This window comes from Microcoleus sp. S13_C5, from assembly GCF_036700845.1.
GTDB lineage: Bacteria > Cyanobacteriota > Cyanobacteriia > Cyanobacteriales > Microcoleaceae > Microcoleus.
On record NZ_JAUBPR010000110.1, the window covers coordinates 1 to 19943 of the forward strand.

Sequence of the window (19943 nt, forward strand, 5' to 3'; positions counted from 1 at the left end):
TCAACGGAAAAACTTTGGGGTTCCCACTTTTCACAACTGATAAAAAAATTCCACCCACATCTGCGGAATGTGGGTTGCTAATTGATGACACGCCCTAGGACTAAGGGCAACTCTCACAAATAAAGCTTAAATTTTAAGCCTACTTTCCGCACCCTCCACTGTCACAATCGGTTTTTACGGGATTTTGTGAAGCAAAATGGTCACTTTTTATACACATAAGTGGAAAATTGAACTGGCGATCGCCAGTTCAATTTCGCTAAACTCCGAAAATTCGTAGGGTGACAGTTCAGGGTGCGGAATATGGGTTTAAGTATGTAGTGCCAGTTGGCCTCAGTCCTAAGAATTATCCGATCGCTCGTATGCAAGAAAATTGGTTTGTAGTTACGACATCCGTCATCGCGGAGTCAATCTAAAATCTAAAATCTAAAATCGTTTGAGCGCGCTGCCAAACTTGCCACCACCGCTACCAACTCAGCAGGCTCGATCGGCTTGGGCACGTAAATTTGAAAACCTTCCTGCAGTGCCCGTATGCGTTCCTCTACCCTACCAATGGCCGTGAAGGCCAACGCCGGAATTTCCTTGTGCACCATCCGCGATCGCACTTGTTGCAGCAGAGCCTCTCCATCAAGGGCCTGTATCCCAATATCGATCGCCAACACATCCGGATTCAGCCTTTCAATCGCCTCCAACGCACCCTTTCCAGAGCTAGCAGTCTCCACCTGGGCCCCGCAATCTTCGAGCACGGTACAGGCAAAATCCAGGGAATCCGCGTCGATATCGACCACCAATACCCGCACTCCAGAAAGATTGCTGTTGACAAAAGACTCCTTTACAGGGGCTCGCGCCTTGCTTAGAGGAATCGCCAACTCCCCGAGTCCGGCAACAGAAAATCCGCCCTCGGCAGGAAGCTGTTGAATTGGCAATCTCACTAAAAACCTCGAGCCTTTTCCCTTCCCGGCCGATTCGGCTTGCACCGTCCCCCCGTGCATTTCCACAAAATGCCGCACTAGGGCTAAACCCAAACCCAATCCGTTGTACGATCGCTTTGTAGAGCTGTCAGCTTGGCTGAACCGGTCGAAAACGTGCGGCAAAAACTCTTCTGAAATCCCTTGTCCCGTGTCACTCACCTCAATTTCGACACTAGCGGGCGACAAATTTTTACAGCAAGCGGATTCCTCACGGGCCAAAGTCCTCTCTATCTTTCGCACCTCCACCTTCACCTGTCCGCCATCGGGAGTAAACTTAATCGCATTTGACAGTAAATTCCACGCTATCTGCTGCAAGCGACCGGAATCGGCAAAAATCCGCCCGGTAGTTGGGTCGAAATCCGTCACAATTTCAATATTTTTGGCGGCAATCGCGGGCGCGAGAGTATCGATCGCAGCCTCAACAGTCGAAATCACATCCACCCACCGCAAATTCAGCGACAGTTTCCCGGTAATAATCTGCGACACGTCTAGCAAATCCTCGATTAGAGTTGCCAGCGAGCGTGTATTGCGGTCGATCGTTTCCAGAGCCCGAACAGTAGTTTTTTCGTCAAACTTTCGGTTTCGCAACAGTTGTGCCCATCCCAGCATCGCATTCAGCGGCGTCCGCAATTCGTGGGACAAAGTTCCTAGAAACTCGTCTTTAATCCGGTTCGCCCGCGCCAATTCCTCTGCTCGATCGTGCAGTTCTCTTTCCAACTGCTTGCCAACCGTCAAGTCGAGAATAAAAGCCACAGATTCTTGCCGCTTTTGCGCCAGCAAAACATATCCGATTAACACCGGAATCCGGCTGCCGTCTCTCCTCCATAATTCCTTTTCGTAGGGAGTGCAAGCCCCCGTTGCTTGTGCCTCTGCCATCCCCTTCTTGTCTAGAGACTGGTACTCCGGTGGCGTGATGTCAATCGAGTTTAATTCCCCGCGCTGCAACTGTTCCCGCGTGTAACCAACTATCCGCAAAAATTCATCGTTGGCCTCAATGATACCGCCGTTAATATCTCCGAAGACAATTCCTATCAAGTTAGCTTCGGCTAACATTCTCAGCTTTTCTTCGCTAGCTTGGAGTGCAGCTTCTGTTTGCTTGCGAGCGGTAACGTCTTGGATGTAGCCCGACAAACCAGAATCGGAAGGATAAAAACGCATTTTCAACCACTTATTCCATAACGGTACGAAGTCTTCATACTCGATTGTTACCTTTTCTGCTAATGCTTTGGTAGCCATTTTGTAAAATGGTAAATCGACAGCCCAGGGAAATATATCCCACATTTTTTTACCAATCAGTTCTGCTTTTGGTCTGCCTAACAGCTCAATAGCTTGGTGGTTGACATAGGTATAGTTCCAATTTAAATCAACAGCGATAAAAGCATCCGTAATACTTTCGAGAATGTTAGTAATTTGATCGTTTGCCAATTGCAGCGCTTTAGCAGTTTCTTCTGCTTGCAACCTCGCTGCTTGTTCGCGGGACAAAGCTGCAGCGCGTTCTTGTTCTGCCTGTTTTCGATCGCTAATATCGATGTAAGAACCGATGTAACCTGCAAAAGTGCGATCGGGTCTGTACCGGGGTACGCCTGTACCCAAAACCCAGCGGTATTCGCCGTCATAGCGTCTCAGGCGGCATTCGAGCCGGTACTCGCTGCCAACTTTGAAGGCTTTTTGGTAAATATCCAGACATTCTGGCAAGTCATCTGGGTGCAAGTTTTCCATCCAACCCGTGCCCCTTTCTTGCGCCAAAGTTCTACCGGTAAACTCCAGCCAAACTTTATTAAAGTAATCGCCAAGTTGGTCTGTATCGGACATCCAAATCATTACCGGCGCGGTATCTGCCATAATCCGAAATCGAGCTTCGCTCTCCTGCTGCTGTGCTTCGGCTTGCTTGCGCTCGTTCCGTTCTTGAACTTCCCGCAGGGCCCGCTCAATCGACGGCACCAGGCGTATCAAACGGCGTTTGAGAACATAATCAGTAGCGCCGCTTTTCAGAGTTTCGATCGCCACTTCCTCGCCCAAAGTAGCCGAAACAAAAATAAACGGCACTCCCGGACAAGTAGTGTGGGCGATTTCCAGTGCAGCTATCCCGTTAAAACAAGGCAGCATATAATCCGCCAAAATAATGTCAAAACGTTGTTTTTTCAGCGCCGTAGCAAAGTCTTCTCGCGTTTCCACACACACCAGAGAAAATTGCAGCCCGCCATCCATTAGGTATGCCTCAATCAGTTCGGCATCTAGGGGACTGTCTTCTACTAAGAGGATACTGAGCGTTTTCACAAAAATTCCTTAATATTAATTATCAGATACAAAATTTTATCGGGCTGCGACTTTAAGTGAAGCCCAAAAAAGTCTTGCGTTTTGAATGGCATAAAAAAATGTAAAAATCAATTGGTTTCATGAGTTAAGCATTCATATCTCAATCCTAACTTCTAATCAAGTGTATTGCTGCTTGCCGCGAGGTGAATCCCGGCTCTGACTTGATTGGCTAGTACGCTTGTTTTTCCTTAACTTTCGTCTGCTTCCAAGGAATCGGCACCGCTGGAGTCTTGCTTCTATGCAACCTTTTAGCTATACCCTGTTGAACAAATAGTTTCGCGCTTCTGGCTAGAAACAACTAGCTATGTAGTAATTTATCTCGCTTGCTACTAACTACTGCTACCTCGTTTGGCAGATTATTTTTTTTGTAGTGATGCCCGAGTTAATTCTATATTGCTTTGCTGCTCCTCTCAAACTCGAATTCGCTTGAATTCTGCCCTTATTTCCTGAATATAGATTGATCGTGTCAAAAAAAGTCAAAGTTGCTGGTCTGTCTGCTTTACTTTTTGCTGGATTTGCCTACCAGGTAACACTTGCATGGTAGGCAAGTGTTGCCTTGCTTATCGCTGTCGCCATCAAAAATTACGTACAGTATAGTAACAACTTGTCATACTACATCTATCCAAAGATATATTTTTGCATAGACACTGCACTCAACCTGCATAGGTTCCCCTGAATTCGCTATAACGAAGTGCCACCCAGCCGAAAATCTGAGAAAGCTCGATCGACCAATTAATTTCCTACACAAATCACAGAAAATTTTCTCTGGACTCGCTACACTTGGACTCCCAGGCTGCCTCTAACCGATCGGCTTATTGATTGAACCGACCCAAAGTGTCTTAAAATATACAATACGGTGAGCTGCTGCACAGCCCGCATATATTAAAACCAAGCGCCAACTTGCAATAATTCTTTAAAATAGAGGTACAGCACTGGCGATCCCTAACTCTTCCCCCTCAGAAAGGGTAGGGTTTAGCAGAATTGAAGACGATCGTCTATGGTGACTTCCAGTAAAGCCCGTGCAGTTGCTTTAGTCTCAGGTTTATTCAGGTTATTGGCAACCAGTTACGAGGAGATTTGACCCGCCGTGCTCCAACGCATCAAACAAGACTTAAAAAACGACCTGATCGCAGGACTATTGGTAGTGATACCCTTAGCTACCACCATCTGGCTGACAATTACCGTCGCCAGTTGGGTCATCAATTTTCTCACCAAAATTCCCAAGCAGATCAACCCTTTTGACGGACTCCACCCGATTTTGGTGAATCTGCTAAATCTTTTAGTAGGTCTGGCTGTACCCCTGCTGAGCATCTTAGTCATCGGTTTAATGGCCCGCAACATTTTCGGCAAGTGGCTGCTAGACTTTGGCGAACGGCTGTTGCAGGCAATTCCCCTAGCCGGTTCGGTTTACAAAACCCTCAAACAACTGCTGGGAACCCTCCTCAAATCAAACGACAAATTTCGCCGCGTGGTGTTAGTGGAATATCCCCGGCGAGGAATCTGGACTTTAGCATTTGTGACCGGTACGATCGAGAGTAACGATATCCCGCCTCACCTTTCCGGTGAAACCCCGATCGGCATTTTCATCCCCACCACTCCCAACCCCACTACCGGATGGTACGCTATCGTTCCCGAGGCAGATTTAGTCAATTTGTCAATGTCGATCGAAGATGCCTTTAAAGTCATCATCTCTGGCGGCATCGTCAACCCCAACAACTCCATTGCAGTAACCCCCGAAAACATCAAGGGCAAAACACTCGAACCCTTGGTATCCGAATCAAGATACCAGCCTGTCCCAGTCGAAGAAGATTGAACCAGGGCATTAATCTGTAGGTCAGCTTTAGAGAGCATCTCAATCAGAATAAAAAGCGTTTTTTAGGAGTGCGATCGGGACGCCCGCTACATATATACATATAGTAGGCGTCCCGCTTGCTCTCCTGTAAAAGTAAAACTCAGATGCTTCTCACATCTTGCCTGTTCATAAAAAGCTTATTGACAATGGTGCCACATCTCAGATGCTCCCCATTGTTAGCGGGTTGGAAACTCTAAACTTTACTTTCCGAATAACAGAGAATATCTTTCCAAAACCTACCCAGAAACAATCGTGACTCAGGGCGGGTTTTTTGCGAGTTTTTCTGCTAAAGTCCAAGTCTATGCTCTCAACCAGCGCCTAGCAATCTCAAAAATTCCCAAATTCCTAAAGTCCCAATTCCTATCTAAAAACTATGAAAAAAGCCCGTGAAACAGCACGCGAACTCGCACTCCTCGGCATCAGCCAACTGCCGACGAATCCAGAACTCTTAGAAGCCAAGAAACTGCAAGATGTTCTCCTCGCCGCCATCCGCACCCTGACAGCAGAAGTTCAAGAATCCCTAGAAGCAGCAGCATCCGAAGTGCAGCGGAGTAGCGACAAACTGCTTGCTAGCGAAATCCGCGCCGCCGATATACAAAGTGCTAGAGCAATGGTGCGGGAAGCAGTCGAACTCACCCAAACCGCCATCAACCGTCTCGGTTCAGCAATGGAGTTTCCAGAACTGATCCAGCTAGCCAACCAGCAAGATGTCCGCACCTATGCTTTGCAAATCCTGACGAAAGTCAGCGCCAACCGTGTTCAAATTGATGAATTGCTCTCGGAAGCCCTTGTAGACTGGCAAATAGAACGGTTGGCCCGGATAGATCGAGATATTATGAGAATCGCGCTCGCCGAAATGCTATATCTCGGCTTACCCGAACAAGTCAGCGTCAATGAAGCCGTCCAACTCGCAAAACGCTACAGCGGCGACGAAGGACATCGCTTCATCAACGGAGTCCTCCGCCGAGTAGTCGATAAAATCAACGCAGAAGTTGCTAGTCCCTAGTCCTTAGTCATCAGTCCTCCGGGTGCTTGGTGGGCACCTTACCCGGAGGGTGCACGCCGGGGCGCGAACCTTACCCGGAGTCATTAGCAATCCGCAATCCGCAATCCGCTCTAAACTAAGGACTAATAACTATATTCCCAATTTCCTATGGTATTTAATTGGTTTCGTCGCCAGTACAGCGAAAACAAATCTTCAGAAACAGAGGCAACCCCCGAACAGCCGCAAGATGAGTCGGCAAAATCCGCACCAGTTGAGCCTCAAACAGATGCAGCCGCAGACCAAAGCTATCCTGCTGTAGCCGAAGATTATCTAAATTGGGCAAAAGCTGCTTACAAAAATATTCAAAAACAGCAAAAACCCGAAACAGAAGTTTCCGAGACAGCAGCGCCTGATGTTCCAGCAGCCGAAGCAGAAATCGCGACAGTTGCAGAAGTTGCAGAATCGGCGACTATTGAAGCAACGGAGCCGATCGAACTTGAACCAGCACCCACCGCACCAACTGTTGCAGAAGTTCCAGAAATTGCAGAACCCGCCACACTTGAAGCAAGCGAGGCGATGGAACTCAATGCAGCCAACCCAGCAGAAATTGCAGAAACTCTGCAACCAACAGCCGGGGCGATCGACATTGCACCTATAGCTCAACAATTAGAAGTTACAGCAGAAAATATAGAAATTGCCGAACCTGCAACAGAGGTTGTAGAAACCGAATCACTCGCATCCGACGGCCAAGTAGCGGAAGCCCTGCCGTTTTGGGCCAGAGCTCAGGCCGATCGCATGGAGCGCATCGAACGCCTCAAAGAAACCGCCATTGAAGAACCAGAGGTCATTGCAGCCGCCGCCGAGAGAGCGGCAATTATCGAAGAAATTCCCGGTTTCGCCTTTGACGAAGGCTTCCTGTGGTCTTCAGAAATCTTAGCCAGTCAAGGCCGCCGCCCAGACCAAGTATCCGTTGAAGAAATCACTTGGCTCCAAAAACTGCGGAAAGGCTTAGAAAGAACTCGCCGCAGCTTAATTAATCGACTAAAGGCGATCGTCGGTCAAGGACCGCTCAATCAAGACGCGGTAGCGGAAATTGAGACTTTGCTGCTACAAGCCGATGTCGGAGTCGCAGCCACCGATATCATTATCACTCGCCTCCAAGAAAGACTCAAACAAGAAGTGCTGCCCCCAGAACAGGCTCTAGCCTACCTGAAAACCATCCTACGCGACATTCTGGACGCTCCCTGTGCCGAAACCGCCGCCGGTAATCCCGCCTACAGCCTGACATTTGCCCCGGAAAAAGACACTTTTAACATCTGGTTAATCGTAGGAGTCAACGGTGCGGGCAAAACTACGACGATCGGCAAACTAGCGCACATTGCTCAAAAATCCGGCTATAAAACCCTGATTGCTGCAGCCGACACTTTCCGCGCCGCCGCAGTCGAACAGGTGAAAGTTTGGGGTTCCCGCAGTGGGGTCGAAATTATTGCCAATCCAGGGAAAAATACCGATCCGGCTGCTGTCGTGTTTGATGCGATCGCCGCTGCCAGCGCCCGAGGCACAGAACTGCTGATCGTAGACACCGCAGGCCGCCTGCAAAACAAAAAAAATCTGATGGACGAATTAAGTAAAATCCGTCGCATTGTAGATAAGAAAGCCCCAGGCGCTACCGTAGAATCTCTACTGGTTTTGGATGCCACACTGGGTCAAAATGGTTTGCGACAGGCAGAAGTATTCGCAGAATCGGCAAAATTAAGCGGAGTAGTATTGACAAAACTCGACGGTTCTGCTAAAGGTGGTGTTGCCCTAGCAGTAGTGCAGCAGCTTGGTCTGCCCATCCGCTTTATTGGAGTCGGGGAAAGCATCGAAGACTTGCGCCCGTTTTCTAGTTACGAATTTGTGGAAGCCCTACTCGATTTTAGATTTTAGATTTTAGATTTTAGATTGATCAGGTATCTGTGGTCGTCCCGATTTTTGGAGGCGGATACAGAGGTTCAAAATCTCAAATCCTTAACCTCAAACTACCATCGCAGGACTTGCGCCACCACGGGCGGCGAGTGAAAACTAAATACCTAGAAACAATACCTTCCCCCTGTTCTTGCTGGTTTGGGTTCAAAGCGCCAGTAGCGTGTCAAATTAAGCTCAAATTTAGTATCAGTCTGCTGTCTGATTCCAAATTCTTCCCTATCCCCCTGGCTCTCCCCTTAAGAAGGGCGACAGCAAATGGTTAAAGTCCCCCTTCTTAAGGGAAGCCGCTGCAGTCTTGGGTCGCCCAAGTAAAGCAAGTGGCGTGGATTTAGGGGGCTCTAGACTCAGCTATAAACGAGATTGCTTAAGAATTTCAGACTTAAGTTGATACCAATCTCTGAGTACCGAACCTACTGGCTCAAATCAAACTACTTGTTCTAAAAAAAACGGGTTTCTGTTCAAGTGGCCCGTAAGTCCTCAATCATTACTCCGTCTAAGATCGAAAATCACAAATTTAAAATGACTGCTGTGCCTTTGCCTCGCCCCTCACCTCAACCTGCTGACCGCCCTTCGGGTCGCAATTCCACCGACGCGACGCCAGTATTTGCCCTCAAAGAACTGGTGGCGCGTTTGCACCGATATCAACACAACGTTCAAGATATGTTGGGTTCGCTGGGATTTGCCCTGCGAAGTTTTAACAATCTCAACCAATTTTTGGAGTTGGTGCCTTTGGTGGCGACTCGCGTTACGGACGCCGACGGGGGAGCTTTAGTGCTGTTCAAACCCAACGGTCAAGTCAGGTTCCAGCAGTTGCATTGTCAGGAAGGACGGCAGTGCCAAGATATGCGAAAAGCGCTGGAAATAGCCACCAGGCAAGCTACAGCAGGTGCTGGCGCTACTGCTGGATCGTTTTCGGAAACCTCTGGGCAAACTTCTAGTCTAGACCTGCAAGTCGGTCGTTATTTGGGCCCGGATGTTCATTTGTTTGGGGCGCCCATTTTAGTCAACAATTTGGAACGCGGACGGCTTTATGTTTTTAGCAGTGACCCGCAATATATCTGGACTCCCAGCAGACAGAAATTAGTTCGGTTGGTGGCGGATCAAACTGCCGTGGCTATTTGCAAAGACGAACTTACTGTTAAGTTGGCGGAAAAAGACCGCTTAGACAGAGAGTTAGAAATCGGGGCGGAAATTCAATTGCGGCTGCAACCCCGCAGTTGTCCCAAAATTCCCGGTGTTGACGTGGCCGCCCGCTGCCAAACTGCTAGCAGAGTCGGCGGAGATTATTATGATTTTATTCCCGCTGACTACGACCCGATAGGCAAGGAGAATGAGGGGGAAAACCCCCCATCCCTAATTAAAAATCTCAAGTCCAAAATCGACAAGGGCCGCTGGAGCATTGTGATCGGCGACGTGATGGGCAAAGGAGTACCGGCTGGCCTGTTGATGACGATGACACGGGGTATGCTGCGGGCGGAGGTTTTGAACCGCCACTCGCCGTCGAGAATTTTGCAACATTTAAACCGGGTTATGCACGCGGATTTGGAAAATTCCCACCGTTTTGTGACTCTGTTTTATTCGGAGTATGACCCGAAAACTCGCGTTTTGTCTTACAGCAATGCTGCTCACCACCCGCCTTTGCTGTGGCAAGCTGCAACTAATACGATTCTTCAGCTCGATACTTTGGAGGGAATGTTAATTGGCCTGGATGCTGATTCGCATTACCAAGAAGCTCAAGTGCAATTGCAGCCAGGAGATACTATTATTTATTACACAGACGGATTTACCGATGCTGCTAATCAAAGGGGCGATCGCTTTGACGAGGATAACTTGACCTCGGCTTTTCAGTGGGCCTGTCAAAATTACCAGCAGTCTGAAGAAATTTTGGATTATTTGTTCGATCGCGTACACCAGTTTATCGGCATCGGCAATCGTAACGAAGATGACATGACACTGGTTGTACTGAGGGTAACACCTTTAGCAGGAGAAAATCACCATGATAGTTAATTTAATGCCGGAAATTACTGCTGGATTAACCAGTTCGATTAATTGGAACGATCTCGGTCACGTGTTAGTTTTGAAATCTCATTTGAGTTCGACGGTGGTTTTGGCTCAAAGTTACGAAATTTTTACCAATTTCCAGAAAGCTTGGAACAATTTTGTTTCGACTGGTCAAATAGGAGCTTTTTTTATAGGTATTTTTGTTGGGTGGTTCTTTAAAGGGATTTTTCGTTAGAGTTCTTGTAGAAGAAGGTATCGGTAACAGATTTAAAGGTTTGTAGCCCAAACTTCACTTCTTGGTGATGTAGCAAAAGTTTCACAGTTTTGTAGTCAAGACTTCAGTTTTTTTGGGTCAAAAGATGTATAAAAACTTTGTAGTCAGGACTTGAGTTTTTTCGTACATAATTTGGGATGGAGGACTAAAGTGCTGACTACAAACCGGAGCAAAGACTAAAGTCTTTGCTACAAATCGGTTTTTATAGACTTCTGCAAGAGAGATACAATCTAGTTTTAGCTTGAGCAATGACAACACAACAAAAAACTTGGAGTCAAAGATTTGAATCGGCGCTGCACCCGGCGATCGCCCGATTCAATGCTAGTATTGGCTTCGATATTGAATTGATTGAGTACGACTTGACTGGTTCTGTCGCTCACGCTAAAATGCTGGCAAAAACGGGGATTATTTCCGCAGCAGAAGGCGAACAGTTAGTCAATGGTTTGGAACAGATCCGCCGGGAATACCGCCAAGGACTTTTTGTTCCGGGAGTTGATGCAGAAGACGTTCACTTCGCTGTAGAGAAGCGGCTGACGGAGATCGTGGGGGATGCTGGGAAAAAGTTGCACACGGCCCGATCGCGCAACGATCAAGCCGGCACTGATACTCGCTTGTATGTGCGCGATCGCATCGCAGAAATTCGTGAGCAATTACGGGAATTTCAAGGGGTTTTGCTCGATATTGCCGATCGTAACGTGGAAACTTTAATTCCCGGTTACACTCATTTGCAGCGCGCTCAGCCGATCAGTTTGGCTCATTACCTGTTAGCTTATTTTGAAATGACCGATCGCGATTGGGAACGTCTCGGCGATATCTGCAAGCGGGTGAATGTTTCGCCTTTGGGTTGTGGCGCGCTGGCGGGGACGACTTTCCCGATCGACCGACATTATACTGCAGAACTCTTGCAATTTGACAAGGTTTATGCTAATAGCTTAGATGGAGTGAGCGATCGAGATTTTGCCATAGAATTTCTCGCTGCAGCCAGCTTGATTATGGTACACCTGAGCCGCTTGTCAGAAGAAATGATTTTGTGGTCTTCTCACGAATTTGGATTTATTACGCTCAAAGATAGCTGCGCTACTGGTTCTAGCATCATGCCCCAGAAAAAAAATCCCGACGTGCCGGAGTTGGTGCGGGGCAAAGCGGGGCGGGTGTTCGGTAACTTGCAAGCCTTGTTGGTAGTAGTGAAGGGACTTCCTTTGGCCTACAACAAAGATTTACAAGAAGATAAAGAGGCTTTGTTTGATACCGTAAGAACGGTACAGGGTTGCTTGGAAGCAATGACCATTTTGTTGCGCGAAGGAATCGAGTTTAATGGCGATCGCCTCGCCGCAGCAGTTACGGAAGACTTTTCTAATGCTACAGACGTAGCCGACTACTTGGCCGCCAAAGGCGTTCCCTTCCGGGAAGCTTACAACCTTGTCGGCAAAGTCGTCAAAACTTGCCTTTCGGGGGGCAAACTCCTCAAAGATTTGACACTTGAGGAGTGGAAAGACTTGCACCCAGCCTTTGAGACAGACATTTACAGCGCGATCGCACCTCAGCAAGTGGTGGCGGCTCGCAATAGTTACGGGGGTACCGGGTTTGAACAAGTGAGAAAATCACTTATCGCTGCGCGCGATCGACTCGCCTAAACATCGTTGAATTATTGGACAAATTCCGGCTGGCTATCTCTACGAAAGAACGATTGTGTTTTCCACTTTGGTTCTAAGTTCGGCAGATAGCCTCAGCAATTAATCTTCAGCAGCAGCCATGTCTTTGTCTCTGCCACCGCTCATGGCGCCCATGCCACCGCCGTTACCGCCGTCAAATCGTCTTCTCTTATTGGAGAACATATCTTGATTTCTCCGCTTGCGAAACTTGCGAGCGTATGCTTGATTTCGTTGTGCCTTCTCTTTCTTGAGATTGCGGCGCTTAGCCATTCTGACCTCACTAATAAACATTGACAGTCCCCGGGCTTTCACGCACGGGGATTCTTAAGGTTGACACTCTGTGCACTCTTGGTGACTGAGATTCTTGGTTCAGCGAAGTCACTTGCTTGCGACAGGATTTCTCCAGCCGCATTATAGGTGTCTTCTCCCCAAGCGTAAATTCCGGTATGCCCTACCGTACTCGATCAGTTCTCTTTCTGTAGCTAGGTTTTCTTCAAATTTAGCTTTCGTGACGCTCCCACAACAATCGCAAGCGATATGGTTTAGGCTTCTGAGTCCTGTTAAGGAGATCGAGAACTTCCTTCAAGGTACTCCAATCGTTTCCCTCTACGGCGTTTTAAAGTGAGGAACACGTCCAGCCCCACTGATATTATAAAAAGGAATGGGTTCGTCTCGTTGTCCACCCCTCCACGGCTCAAAGCTATGCTTATGAGATTATGAACGGGTGGAATCAGGAGTCTGACGCGCCTTTGATCCCACACTAACCTTTTATCGGTATAGTGCGGGGATTCCTGTCTACCTAGCTAAACCGCAACACTGTTAGGTGTGACTACGCACTCAACTAATCCAGTTAAGTTTTTACGTTGGCTAGTTATACTCAATTTTAGACCGATGACGATCATAGCACACCCGGTACAAGACCCAGAAAAAAGAACACGGGGATTCAAGTCGCTGGGAATCTGGGTGCGAGGGGACGCAATGTTTTCAATCTTCCAGAAGATTTCTATAAACTCTTGACAAAAATACGACAAATGACTATCAATCCCGGTGACGTAGCTCCTGTCTTCAGCCTGCCCGACGCGCAAGGCAATGTCCTCAGCCTTGGCGATTTTCGAGGGCGGCGAGTTGTACTTTACTTTTATCCTCGGGACAATACTCCAGGCTGTACTAAAGAAGCTTGCGCCTTTCGCGACATTTACTCTGAGTACGAGTCGCGCAATATTTCAGTCCTCGGCGTCAGTACAGACGGGGCCGGGGCCCACGCCAAGTTTGCAGCTAAATATCAACTGCCTTTTCCCTTGCTGTGCGACTTAAACGCCGAAGTTGCTACCGCCTACGGCTGTTACGGACTCAAAAAATTTATGGGAAAAGAATTTATGGGCATTACTCGATCGACCTTCGCGATCGACCCGGATGGTAGGATTGAAAAGGTTTATCGGAAAGTCAAACCAGAAACTCACGCGGCGGATATCTTAGCAGGCTTGCCAGACCTCTAGCGTGAATCAAAAATTAAAAATAAACACTCCGGAGCTGCAAGCTAGGAGGCCTGAAAATACTATCTCCTAAACAAGCTTTTGAGTTTATGCGTCGATTGTGGCAAATTGTACAAACTGTGCTGGGACTGATTTTTCGACATCCCGTTACTGGTACTGCGGTGATTCCCGTATTGCCTGACGGGCGAATTGTGTTAATTCGCCGCCGCGACAACGGTCGCTGGGGACTGCCGGGAGGTATGGTGGATTGGGGAGAGGATATTCCGACGACAGTCCGCCGGGAATTAGCTGAGGAAACAGGACTCGAGTTAGTCAAAATCCGTCGCTTGGTGGGTGTTTATTCGGCTGCCGATCGAGACCCTCGCCTGCACTCGATTTGTATCGTGGTGGCAGCAGAGGTGCAGGGAAAGATGCAAGTTCAGGATACGCTTGAAATTAGCGAGGTTGAGGCTTTTTTGCCCGCATCGCTGCCGGAGGGCGCGCTCAGCCACGATAACGACCAGCACTTACAGGACTATTTTCAAGGCCTGACCACTTTGGCGTAAATCGCCAAGGCATCCAAATTTGAGAAAAGTCGGAAATTACCTCGCCGTCAAAAATTGTCTGTGATGACTGGGGAATTAATTTTTAATGTTTTCCTACTTTAATTCACAATCTCTGAAGATTAAATTAATCATCTTTTTATTACTAAATATTTAACCGGATGTACTCACCGTTACGCAATTCTCGGGTCAAACTCTCTGTAGGGCAAATCTTCTGGCACGAAGTCGGTCAAGGCCCGAATTTAGTATTTTTGCACGGTTCTTGGCAGGACAGCAGTCAGTGGCTGCGGACGATCGAACATTTGAGATCCTACTACCACTGCTTCGCACCGGATTTGCTAGGGTTTGGCGACTCGGAACGCCGGAATCTTCATTATTCGATCGACCTGGAAGTAGAATGTCTCGCCCAATACCTCGATACTTTGAACCTGCGACAAGTTTATTTAATCGCTCACTCTGTGGGCGGCTGGGTGGCCACCAGCTACGCTATCAAATATCCCGATCGAGTTCAGGGTTTGGTGTTGTTGGCCCCAGAAGGCGTCAAGGTTGGCAACCGGCGGGGGCGGTGGCAGACGGCTAGCTGGCTAATCGGCCAACCTCCGCTGGCTTTGTGGTGGCTACGATCGATCTATCCAATTGCTAAGTTGCTGGGTAGCCAAAAAAAGATTGACGGATTGCTAAAGTTCAGACAGCAGTTGATTGAGTCCCCTGTTGCGGTGCAGTTGCTGTTCCGGCGGCGGCGGGCTGAAATTACAGCGGAATTAGTTGAGGAGAATTTGCCTTTGCTGAAAGCGCCTATTTTGCTGTTGCACGGTTCTGAAGATACTCCCGCAGCTTTGTCTCTGTGTCAATCCTATGCTGCTCTGGCTCCTAATGCCGAACTACAATTAGTCAGTCCGGGGGAAAGCAATTTGCCGCAGGAAGTCCCGGATGTTGTTGCTAAATATATTCGCGAGTTTGCTAAGTGAATTGGGAATTGATAATTATTGGCAATTGGGAATTGGTCATTGATAAAATGACAACAGTCAACAGTCAACAGTCAACAGTCAACAGGCTAATTCCCCAAAAAATAGCCTCTGGTGCCTCAATTAAGCCTGCGGCTGTATCAGGAAAGGATGTGGTGAGGTATTTTAAAAGCATAGTGCGATCGCCCCCCGTGACCGCAATTTTGCTATCAGGAAACAAACACCGCCAATCTTCAATAAAATCCCTAACTCCTGCCACCGTCGCATACACAACTCCGCTTTGAATTGCCCCAGCAGTGTCTGTAGCCCAGCGGTATGGCAGATTTTGTGGTAAACTGATTGAAGGTAATGCAGCGGTTTTTTTACCTAGCGACGATAACTGCAAACCCAAACCTGGTAAGATTGCCCCCCCAACTAAATACCTATTGACATCAGCCCCAGTAAATGTTAAAGCTGTACCAGCATCTATAAGTAAAACTGGCCAACCCAATTGGTTGCCAGTGCCCAGTACAGCCAAAGCTCTGTCAATTCCCAGGGTAAGATAGAGTCCCCCGATCGGCAACTGGTCTAAAGTAATAATTCGGACATCTGGATAACTCTGCCAAATTGCTGTTTGCTGGGGAACTACTGAAGCCACAATTAGAGGCAGTGGCACGAAAGAAAGTGTGTGAGGATTAGAAAAAGCGGGAGTAGCAGGAAGACAAAGGAGATTTTGAGCAGATATTTCCTCGATCGACCTCATTACTATTTGCACCAAATATTCTGCTTTTTCCTCCTCTGAGAGTGGGGAAACAGCATCAGCATTGAGATGCTCTGTATCCCATGTTTTCTCCAGGGTTTTGCCCACAAATAATCCCCAGTGCAGCCGGGAATTGCCGATCGCTAAAGCTATTTTAATCTGGGCTTTACCTGTCAATCCAGAAGTAATGTTGTCGATGCTTGCTGGCGAACGAAAATTGTCGGGAATTGAATTTTCCATGTTGATCGAGTCGGCGCAAACATTGAACTAAAGATAGATTTTAGATTAATTTTACGCTTAAACGGGCGGTTAACTCTATTTGACATCTGACCAAGTTCCATGCAGCGCACCAATTAGTATTGTTGGCTGCAGAGGGCATACTTGCTAAATATAAATATTTGTAAAGCAAATAATTGCTTTGCTCAGGCTGCATCCTTTATAATGTCTTAAGATATTCCAAAAGTCCTGGTAGCTGCGATGGGGCTGTTGGCGGGGTAAGCACAGGTTTATAAAACCAGACTCAATCAAAATACTGTACAACTGCTGAGTAAATATGTCTTTAAAAATACAACAACACGAAAACCCCTGGCACAGAGTAACTTCGCGGTTGCCTGAATCTGAAAACTGGATGCAGGAAGAAAGTCTTTCGCTGCCGGAAGTAGACCAACAAAAAGCCCTAATCGTGCAGATGCAGCAGCAAGTTCAGTTATCAAACTTGCTGAACCAAATTAATAACGAAATTCGCAGTACACTTGACATAGAAGAAATTTTGACATCGGCCTGCAGATTGCTGGGGCAAGCGTTACAGTGCAGTCGCGTGAGCATTTTAGTCAAAGAATCAAATACAGAAAAAACTTTAGTTACGCGCGGAGAGTACAACGCGGGAGACTATCCCATCCAACTGGGAATGAAAGTACCGATGACTGACAATCCGCATTTGGCTGCCGTCGTGTCTCAGCAAGAGTCCCTAGCAGTGACGAAGTTTCTCGATTTTCCGGGATTGAACCCACAAACCCGAAAAATTGCCGAAGCTTTGGAGATTAAGTCAATGCTGGCAGTAGCTACTCGCTATCAAGGTGAAGTGAATGGCATAATTGGCTTGCATCAGTGCGATCGCGAACGTGAATGGACTGATTGGGAAAGGCAGCTTTTAGAAGGGGTAGGATCGCAATTGGCGATCGCGATCAATCAAGCCAAACTCTATAGCAAAACCAGGCGCCAAGCCGAACGAGAATCCCTGCTACGGCTGATCGGCAACCAAATTCGCAGTACCCTGGATCTGGGAACGATCCTACAAACAGCGGTGAGGGAAGTCCGCCAAATGTTGCAGTGCGATCGAGTAATTATCTATCAGTTTCAAGACAACTGGCAAGGAAAAGTTGTTGTTGAAAATATGACGGTTCCTTGGCCTTCAATTTTAGGAGATATGGGGGCTGATAAGTGTTTTCGGGGAGATTACGCCGATCTTTACCAGCAAGGGCGAGTCAAAGCAATTAATGATATTTTTAATGCTGGTTTAGAGCCTTGTCACGTTGATTTCTTAGATAGTTTGCAGGTAAAAGCTAATCTGATTGTGCCGATTGTTACATCTAGAACTGAAGAAAGTTCCCCCGAAACAGCCGGAAGCTATAATCCTAAATTTCCCGGTAGGCTGTGGGGTTTGCTGATTGCCCACGAGTGCCGCGATACCCGCAATTGGCAGCGGCAAGAAATGGAGTTGCTGTCCCAGATAGCCAACCAAATGGCGATCGCCATTCAGCAAGCAGAACTTTACAGCCAAGTCCAAGATGCTGCGGTAAAATCTCAAGCTCAAACCCAGCAGTTGCAGGCTGCGTTAGAAGAATTGCGATCGGCACAGCAGCAATTGATTCAAAGCGAAAAAATGTCAGGTTTGGGGCAAATGGTAGCAGGAATTGCTCATGAAATTAACAACGCCAACAATTTCATCCACGCTAACTTGTTTCACGCTCAAGAATATTTTAAAGCCTTGAACCAAGCTCTAGAAATGGCCGGAAATGCCTGCCCGGAAGCAGCAGAGGCAATTGTCAGAATCAATGAAGAACTAGAACTCGATTACATTCGAGAAGACTTTGGTAAACTGATCAATTCAATGCGAGAAGGCAGCGGGCGGATTCGCTCGATCGTGATGACGCTGCGAAATTTTTCTCGTTTAGACCACGCTGAATTTAAACCAGTAGATTTGAATGAAGGTTTAGAAAGCAGTTTCTTGATGCTGCAAAATAAGCTAAAAACTCATATCAAAATAGACAAGCAATACGGCCGTTTGCCGCCCGTCCAATGTCATGCCAGTCAAATTAACCAAGTATTTTATAATTTGATTGACAATGCTTTAGATGCGCTCCAGTCAACGAGCAAACCGGGGGAATTAACCATCCGCAGTTGGCAAAGCGAGCCGGACTGGGTAACAATCTCTGTCCGCGACACGGGATCTGGCATTCCTGCTGAAATTCAAGACAAGATTTTTGACCCGTTTTTTACTACTAAACCTGTGGGTAAAGGCACGGGTTTGGGACTTTCAGTGTGCTATCAGGTAATTGTTCAAGCTCACGGCGGCAAGATCAGTTGCGTCAGTCAGGTGGGCGAAGGAACTGAGTTTATTGTAGAGTTGCCCCTGACAAATCAGAGGAGGATAAGTGCATAATTCCTACTTTAGTCAGATTAATCATGTTTTGTTACTCTGGCAGTATTATAGAACCCATTTGACATTTTTTAGCGATCGTCAATCACATTACGGATCACCAATAAACTTGGTTTTTTAGCGATGCCTACGGCCAGATTCGCTAAGGCATTTTTAATGGAATCAGATTTAACTTACGCCCGAACCCTAATTTTCAGAAATTCCCAACAGGGTTATGCTTAGACATATAAAATCCTGAGGATTTTTACTCATAATTGTCTCGGCTGATTCACTTTTGTCCGCTGAAGCAGTGAACGCTGCCTCTTGGGGGGCCGGGCTCTGGGATTTAAGCTCTCCTCTAAAGATGTGGAAAACCCGCTTTGTATAGGGCTGAAAAAAAGATCGCAATTTTTCCGGATAAAACTTATTGAGGATGAAAGTTAAACATCCCTATGTAAATAGGTCTAAGTAGGTGTAATTATTTACACTCAACATTTGGTCAGGGGCAATAATACCTTCAGATGCTTATTGGGCAAGCCTTTTTACTTGATTTACCTGCAGGTATGAGGAAAATTTTCTTGCAGTGACCGATCGCTACAAGAAAGCCCAACCTCTGGTTTTCAGTCACTTCTAATCATTAATTACTCATCATCAAAGGAGAAGCTATGGCTACTTCAATCACTGGTTCTTTGGGTCAAAACACTAATTACAGCAGCATCAGTGACCTAATTACACAATGGCCTACTGCCGCCCAGAATCAAGGCATCCAACTGTCTGGGATAGCTTTTGATGGCGTGGAAACGAACTACACCAACCCTACTGTCATCAGCAACCTCACCTTAGCAACGAACGAAAACCCTAAAAGCTGGTTGAGCTACGGCGGTCCCGGTGGTATTGGTGTCGCATCTGATTATCCTGGTTGGTTCACCGACGCCACTAAACTTCGGGCGGAAATCAACTTTGACCCCAACACCAATAAATCTCAGGTGCTGAAGGTGAAATGGGCAGATAACAAGGACATTACTAGCGCCACGATCGGCCTGAGTGGATTACTTCCCAAATCAAGTTCTACTACAGTGAACGATCAAGGTAATGAAGTTGGTTTGCTGGAACTCTTTAATAATGGGTCGCAGGTATCGGCCAGCAATTTTACGATCTCTCGCGGCGACGGTCCGACGAGCGGTCAAAAACCGATCGCTGTGTCTTCAGATGGAGTGACTTTCATTGGCGATCGTGCAGATGGCAATTTCACATTCCAGATACAAGCAAATTCCACTAGCGTTGCTTTTGACGAACTGCGGTTCAAGGCCAAAGCCTACGATAGCCCCACCTATCCCTCCTTCCCAAGCGATAGTTCCGACTACCTAGTGCGGAGTATTCAATATCAAGGCATTGATGTGACGCCGACGCCGACGCCGACGCCAACGCCGACGCCAACGCCGACTCCGACACCGACGCCGACATCTCCAAGTCTCTTCCAGTTCGCCCAACCAAATTACACGGTGGCTGAAGGCAGCGTGGCGACGATTAACGTTACTCGCACCGGTGGC

At 47.4% G+C, this 19943-nt stretch carries 14 protein-coding genes; 11 read left to right on the forward strand and 3 right to left on the reverse strand.

Annotated features, from left to right (window positions below; all coding sequences use genetic code 11):
- Positions 1-416 precede the first annotated feature (416 nt).
- The gene (locus QUA04_RS22975) at positions 417-3245 is read right to left on the reverse strand and encodes a PAS domain S-box protein (protein WP_333261176.1); all 2829 of its coding nucleotides are present in this window, start codon (positions 3243-3245) and stop codon (positions 417-419) included.
- Positions 3246-4371: 1126 nt separating this feature from the next.
- On the opposite strand from QUA04_RS22975, the gene QUA04_RS22980 reads away from it, so the two are divergent.
- The 6 genes from QUA04_RS22980 (at position 4372) to argH (ending at position 11998) form a co-directional block, all read left to right on the forward strand.
- Positions 4372-5097, forward strand: coding sequence for a DUF502 domain-containing protein (locus tag QUA04_RS22980; protein ID WP_333261179.1), 726 nt, complete (start codon positions 4372-4374; stop codon positions 5095-5097).
- A 412-nt stretch (positions 5098-5509) separates the two neighbouring features.
- Positions 5510-6142 (forward strand): transcription antitermination factor NusB, encoded by a 633-nt coding sequence (gene nusB / locus QUA04_RS22985; RefSeq protein WP_333261181.1) that lies wholly within the window; start codon positions 5510-5512, stop codon positions 6140-6142.
- A gap of 147 nt (positions 6143-6289) precedes the next feature.
- Positions 6290-8050: a signal recognition particle-docking protein FtsY gene (gene ftsY, locus QUA04_RS22990; protein ID WP_333261183.1), complete on the forward strand. Its 1761-nt coding sequence runs from the start codon at positions 6290-6292 to the stop codon at positions 8048-8050.
- Between the two features lie 558 nt (positions 8051-8608).
- A complete protein-coding gene (locus tag QUA04_RS22995; RefSeq protein ID WP_333261186.1) occupies positions 8609-10096 on the forward strand; it encodes a PP2C family protein-serine/threonine phosphatase in 1488 nt (495 codons plus the stop codon).
- A complete protein-coding gene (locus QUA04_RS23000) occupies positions 10086-10325 on the forward strand; it encodes a hypothetical protein (RefSeq protein WP_333261189.1) in 240 nt (79 codons plus the stop codon). Before QUA04_RS22995 ends, QUA04_RS23000 begins: the two co-directional genes overlap by 11 nt.
- Before the next feature lie 287 nt (positions 10326-10612).
- Positions 10613-11998, forward strand: a complete 1386-nt coding sequence (gene argH, locus QUA04_RS23005; RefSeq protein WP_333261192.1) for an argininosuccinate lyase — start codon at positions 10613-10615, stop codon at positions 11996-11998.
- Positions 11999-12097: 99 nt separating this feature from the next.
- Here the strand turns inward: argH and QUA04_RS23010 are convergent, their stop codons facing one another.
- A complete protein-coding gene (locus tag QUA04_RS23010) occupies positions 12098-12286 on the reverse strand; it encodes a hypothetical protein (RefSeq protein ID WP_006632360.1) in 189 nt (62 codons plus the stop codon).
- A 761-nt stretch (positions 12287-13047) separates the two neighbouring features.
- Here QUA04_RS23010 and bcp point away from each other — a divergent pair.
- The 3 genes from bcp (at position 13048) to QUA04_RS23025 (ending at position 15019) form a co-directional block, all read left to right on the forward strand.
- On the forward strand, positions 13048-13512 hold the full coding sequence (gene bcp, locus QUA04_RS23015; protein WP_333261195.1) for a thioredoxin-dependent thiol peroxidase: 465 nt from the start codon (positions 13048-13050) through the stop codon (positions 13510-13512).
- Between the two features lie 86 nt (positions 13513-13598).
- Positions 13599-14054, forward strand: coding sequence for an NUDIX hydrolase (locus QUA04_RS23020; RefSeq protein ID WP_333261198.1), 456 nt, complete (start codon positions 13599-13601; stop codon positions 14052-14054).
- Between the two features lie 158 nt (positions 14055-14212).
- Positions 14213-15019: an alpha/beta hydrolase gene (locus QUA04_RS23025; RefSeq protein ID WP_333261201.1), complete on the forward strand. Its 807-nt coding sequence runs from the start codon at positions 14213-14215 to the stop codon at positions 15017-15019.
- Positions 15020-15083: 64 nt separating this feature from the next.
- On the opposite strand, the gene QUA04_RS23030 is transcribed toward QUA04_RS23025, so the two are convergent.
- Complete coding sequence (locus QUA04_RS23030) at positions 15084-15995, reverse strand: pantothenate kinase (protein WP_333261204.1); 912 nt, start codon at positions 15993-15995, stop codon at positions 15084-15086.
- Positions 15996-16308: 313 nt separating this feature from the next.
- Here QUA04_RS23030 and QUA04_RS23035 point away from each other — a divergent pair, with 313 nt between their 5' ends.
- Positions 16309-18417, forward strand: coding sequence for a GAF domain-containing protein (locus QUA04_RS23035; RefSeq protein ID WP_333261207.1), 2109 nt, complete (start codon positions 16309-16311; stop codon positions 18415-18417).
- Between the two features lie 641 nt (positions 18418-19058).
- A partial coding sequence (locus QUA04_RS23040) for a hypothetical protein (RefSeq protein WP_333261210.1) occupies positions 19059-19943 on the forward strand: 885 nt, incomplete at its 3' end.

Coding starts and splice junctions, on each gene's coding strand:
- QUA04_RS23025 (WP_333261201.1), top strand. CDS start 14,213: ATGTACTCACCGTTACGCAATTCTCGGGTCAAACTCTCTGTAGGGCAA.
- QUA04_RS23020 (WP_333261198.1), top strand. CDS start 13,599: ATGCGTCGATTGTGGCAAATTGTACAAACTGTGCTGGGACTGATTTTT.
- argH (WP_333261192.1), top strand. CDS start 10,613: ATGACAACACAACAAAAAACTTGGAGTCAAAGATTTGAATCGGCGCTG.
- bcp (WP_333261195.1), top strand. CDS start 13,048: ATGACTATCAATCCCGGTGACGTAGCTCCTGTCTTCAGCCTGCCCGAC.
- nusB (WP_333261181.1), top strand. CDS start 5,510: ATGAAAAAAGCCCGTGAAACAGCACGCGAACTCGCACTCCTCGGCATC.
- QUA04_RS23030 (WP_333261204.1), bottom strand. CDS start 15,995: ATGGAAAATTCAATTCCCGACAATTTTCGTTCGCCAGCAAGCATCGAC.
- QUA04_RS23035 (WP_333261207.1), top strand. CDS start 16,309: ATGTCTTTAAAAATACAACAACACGAAAACCCCTGGCACAGAGTAACT.
- ftsY (WP_333261183.1), top strand. CDS start 6,290: ATGGTATTTAATTGGTTTCGTCGCCAGTACAGCGAAAACAAATCTTCA.
- QUA04_RS22995 (WP_333261186.1), top strand. CDS start 8,609: ATGACTGCTGTGCCTTTGCCTCGCCCCTCACCTCAACCTGCTGACCGC.
- QUA04_RS23010 (WP_006632360.1), bottom strand. CDS start 12,286: ATGGCTAAGCGCCGCAATCTCAAGAAAGAGAAGGCACAACGAAATCAA.
- QUA04_RS23000 (WP_333261189.1), top strand. CDS start 10,086: ATGATAGTTAATTTAATGCCGGAAATTACTGCTGGATTAACCAGTTCG.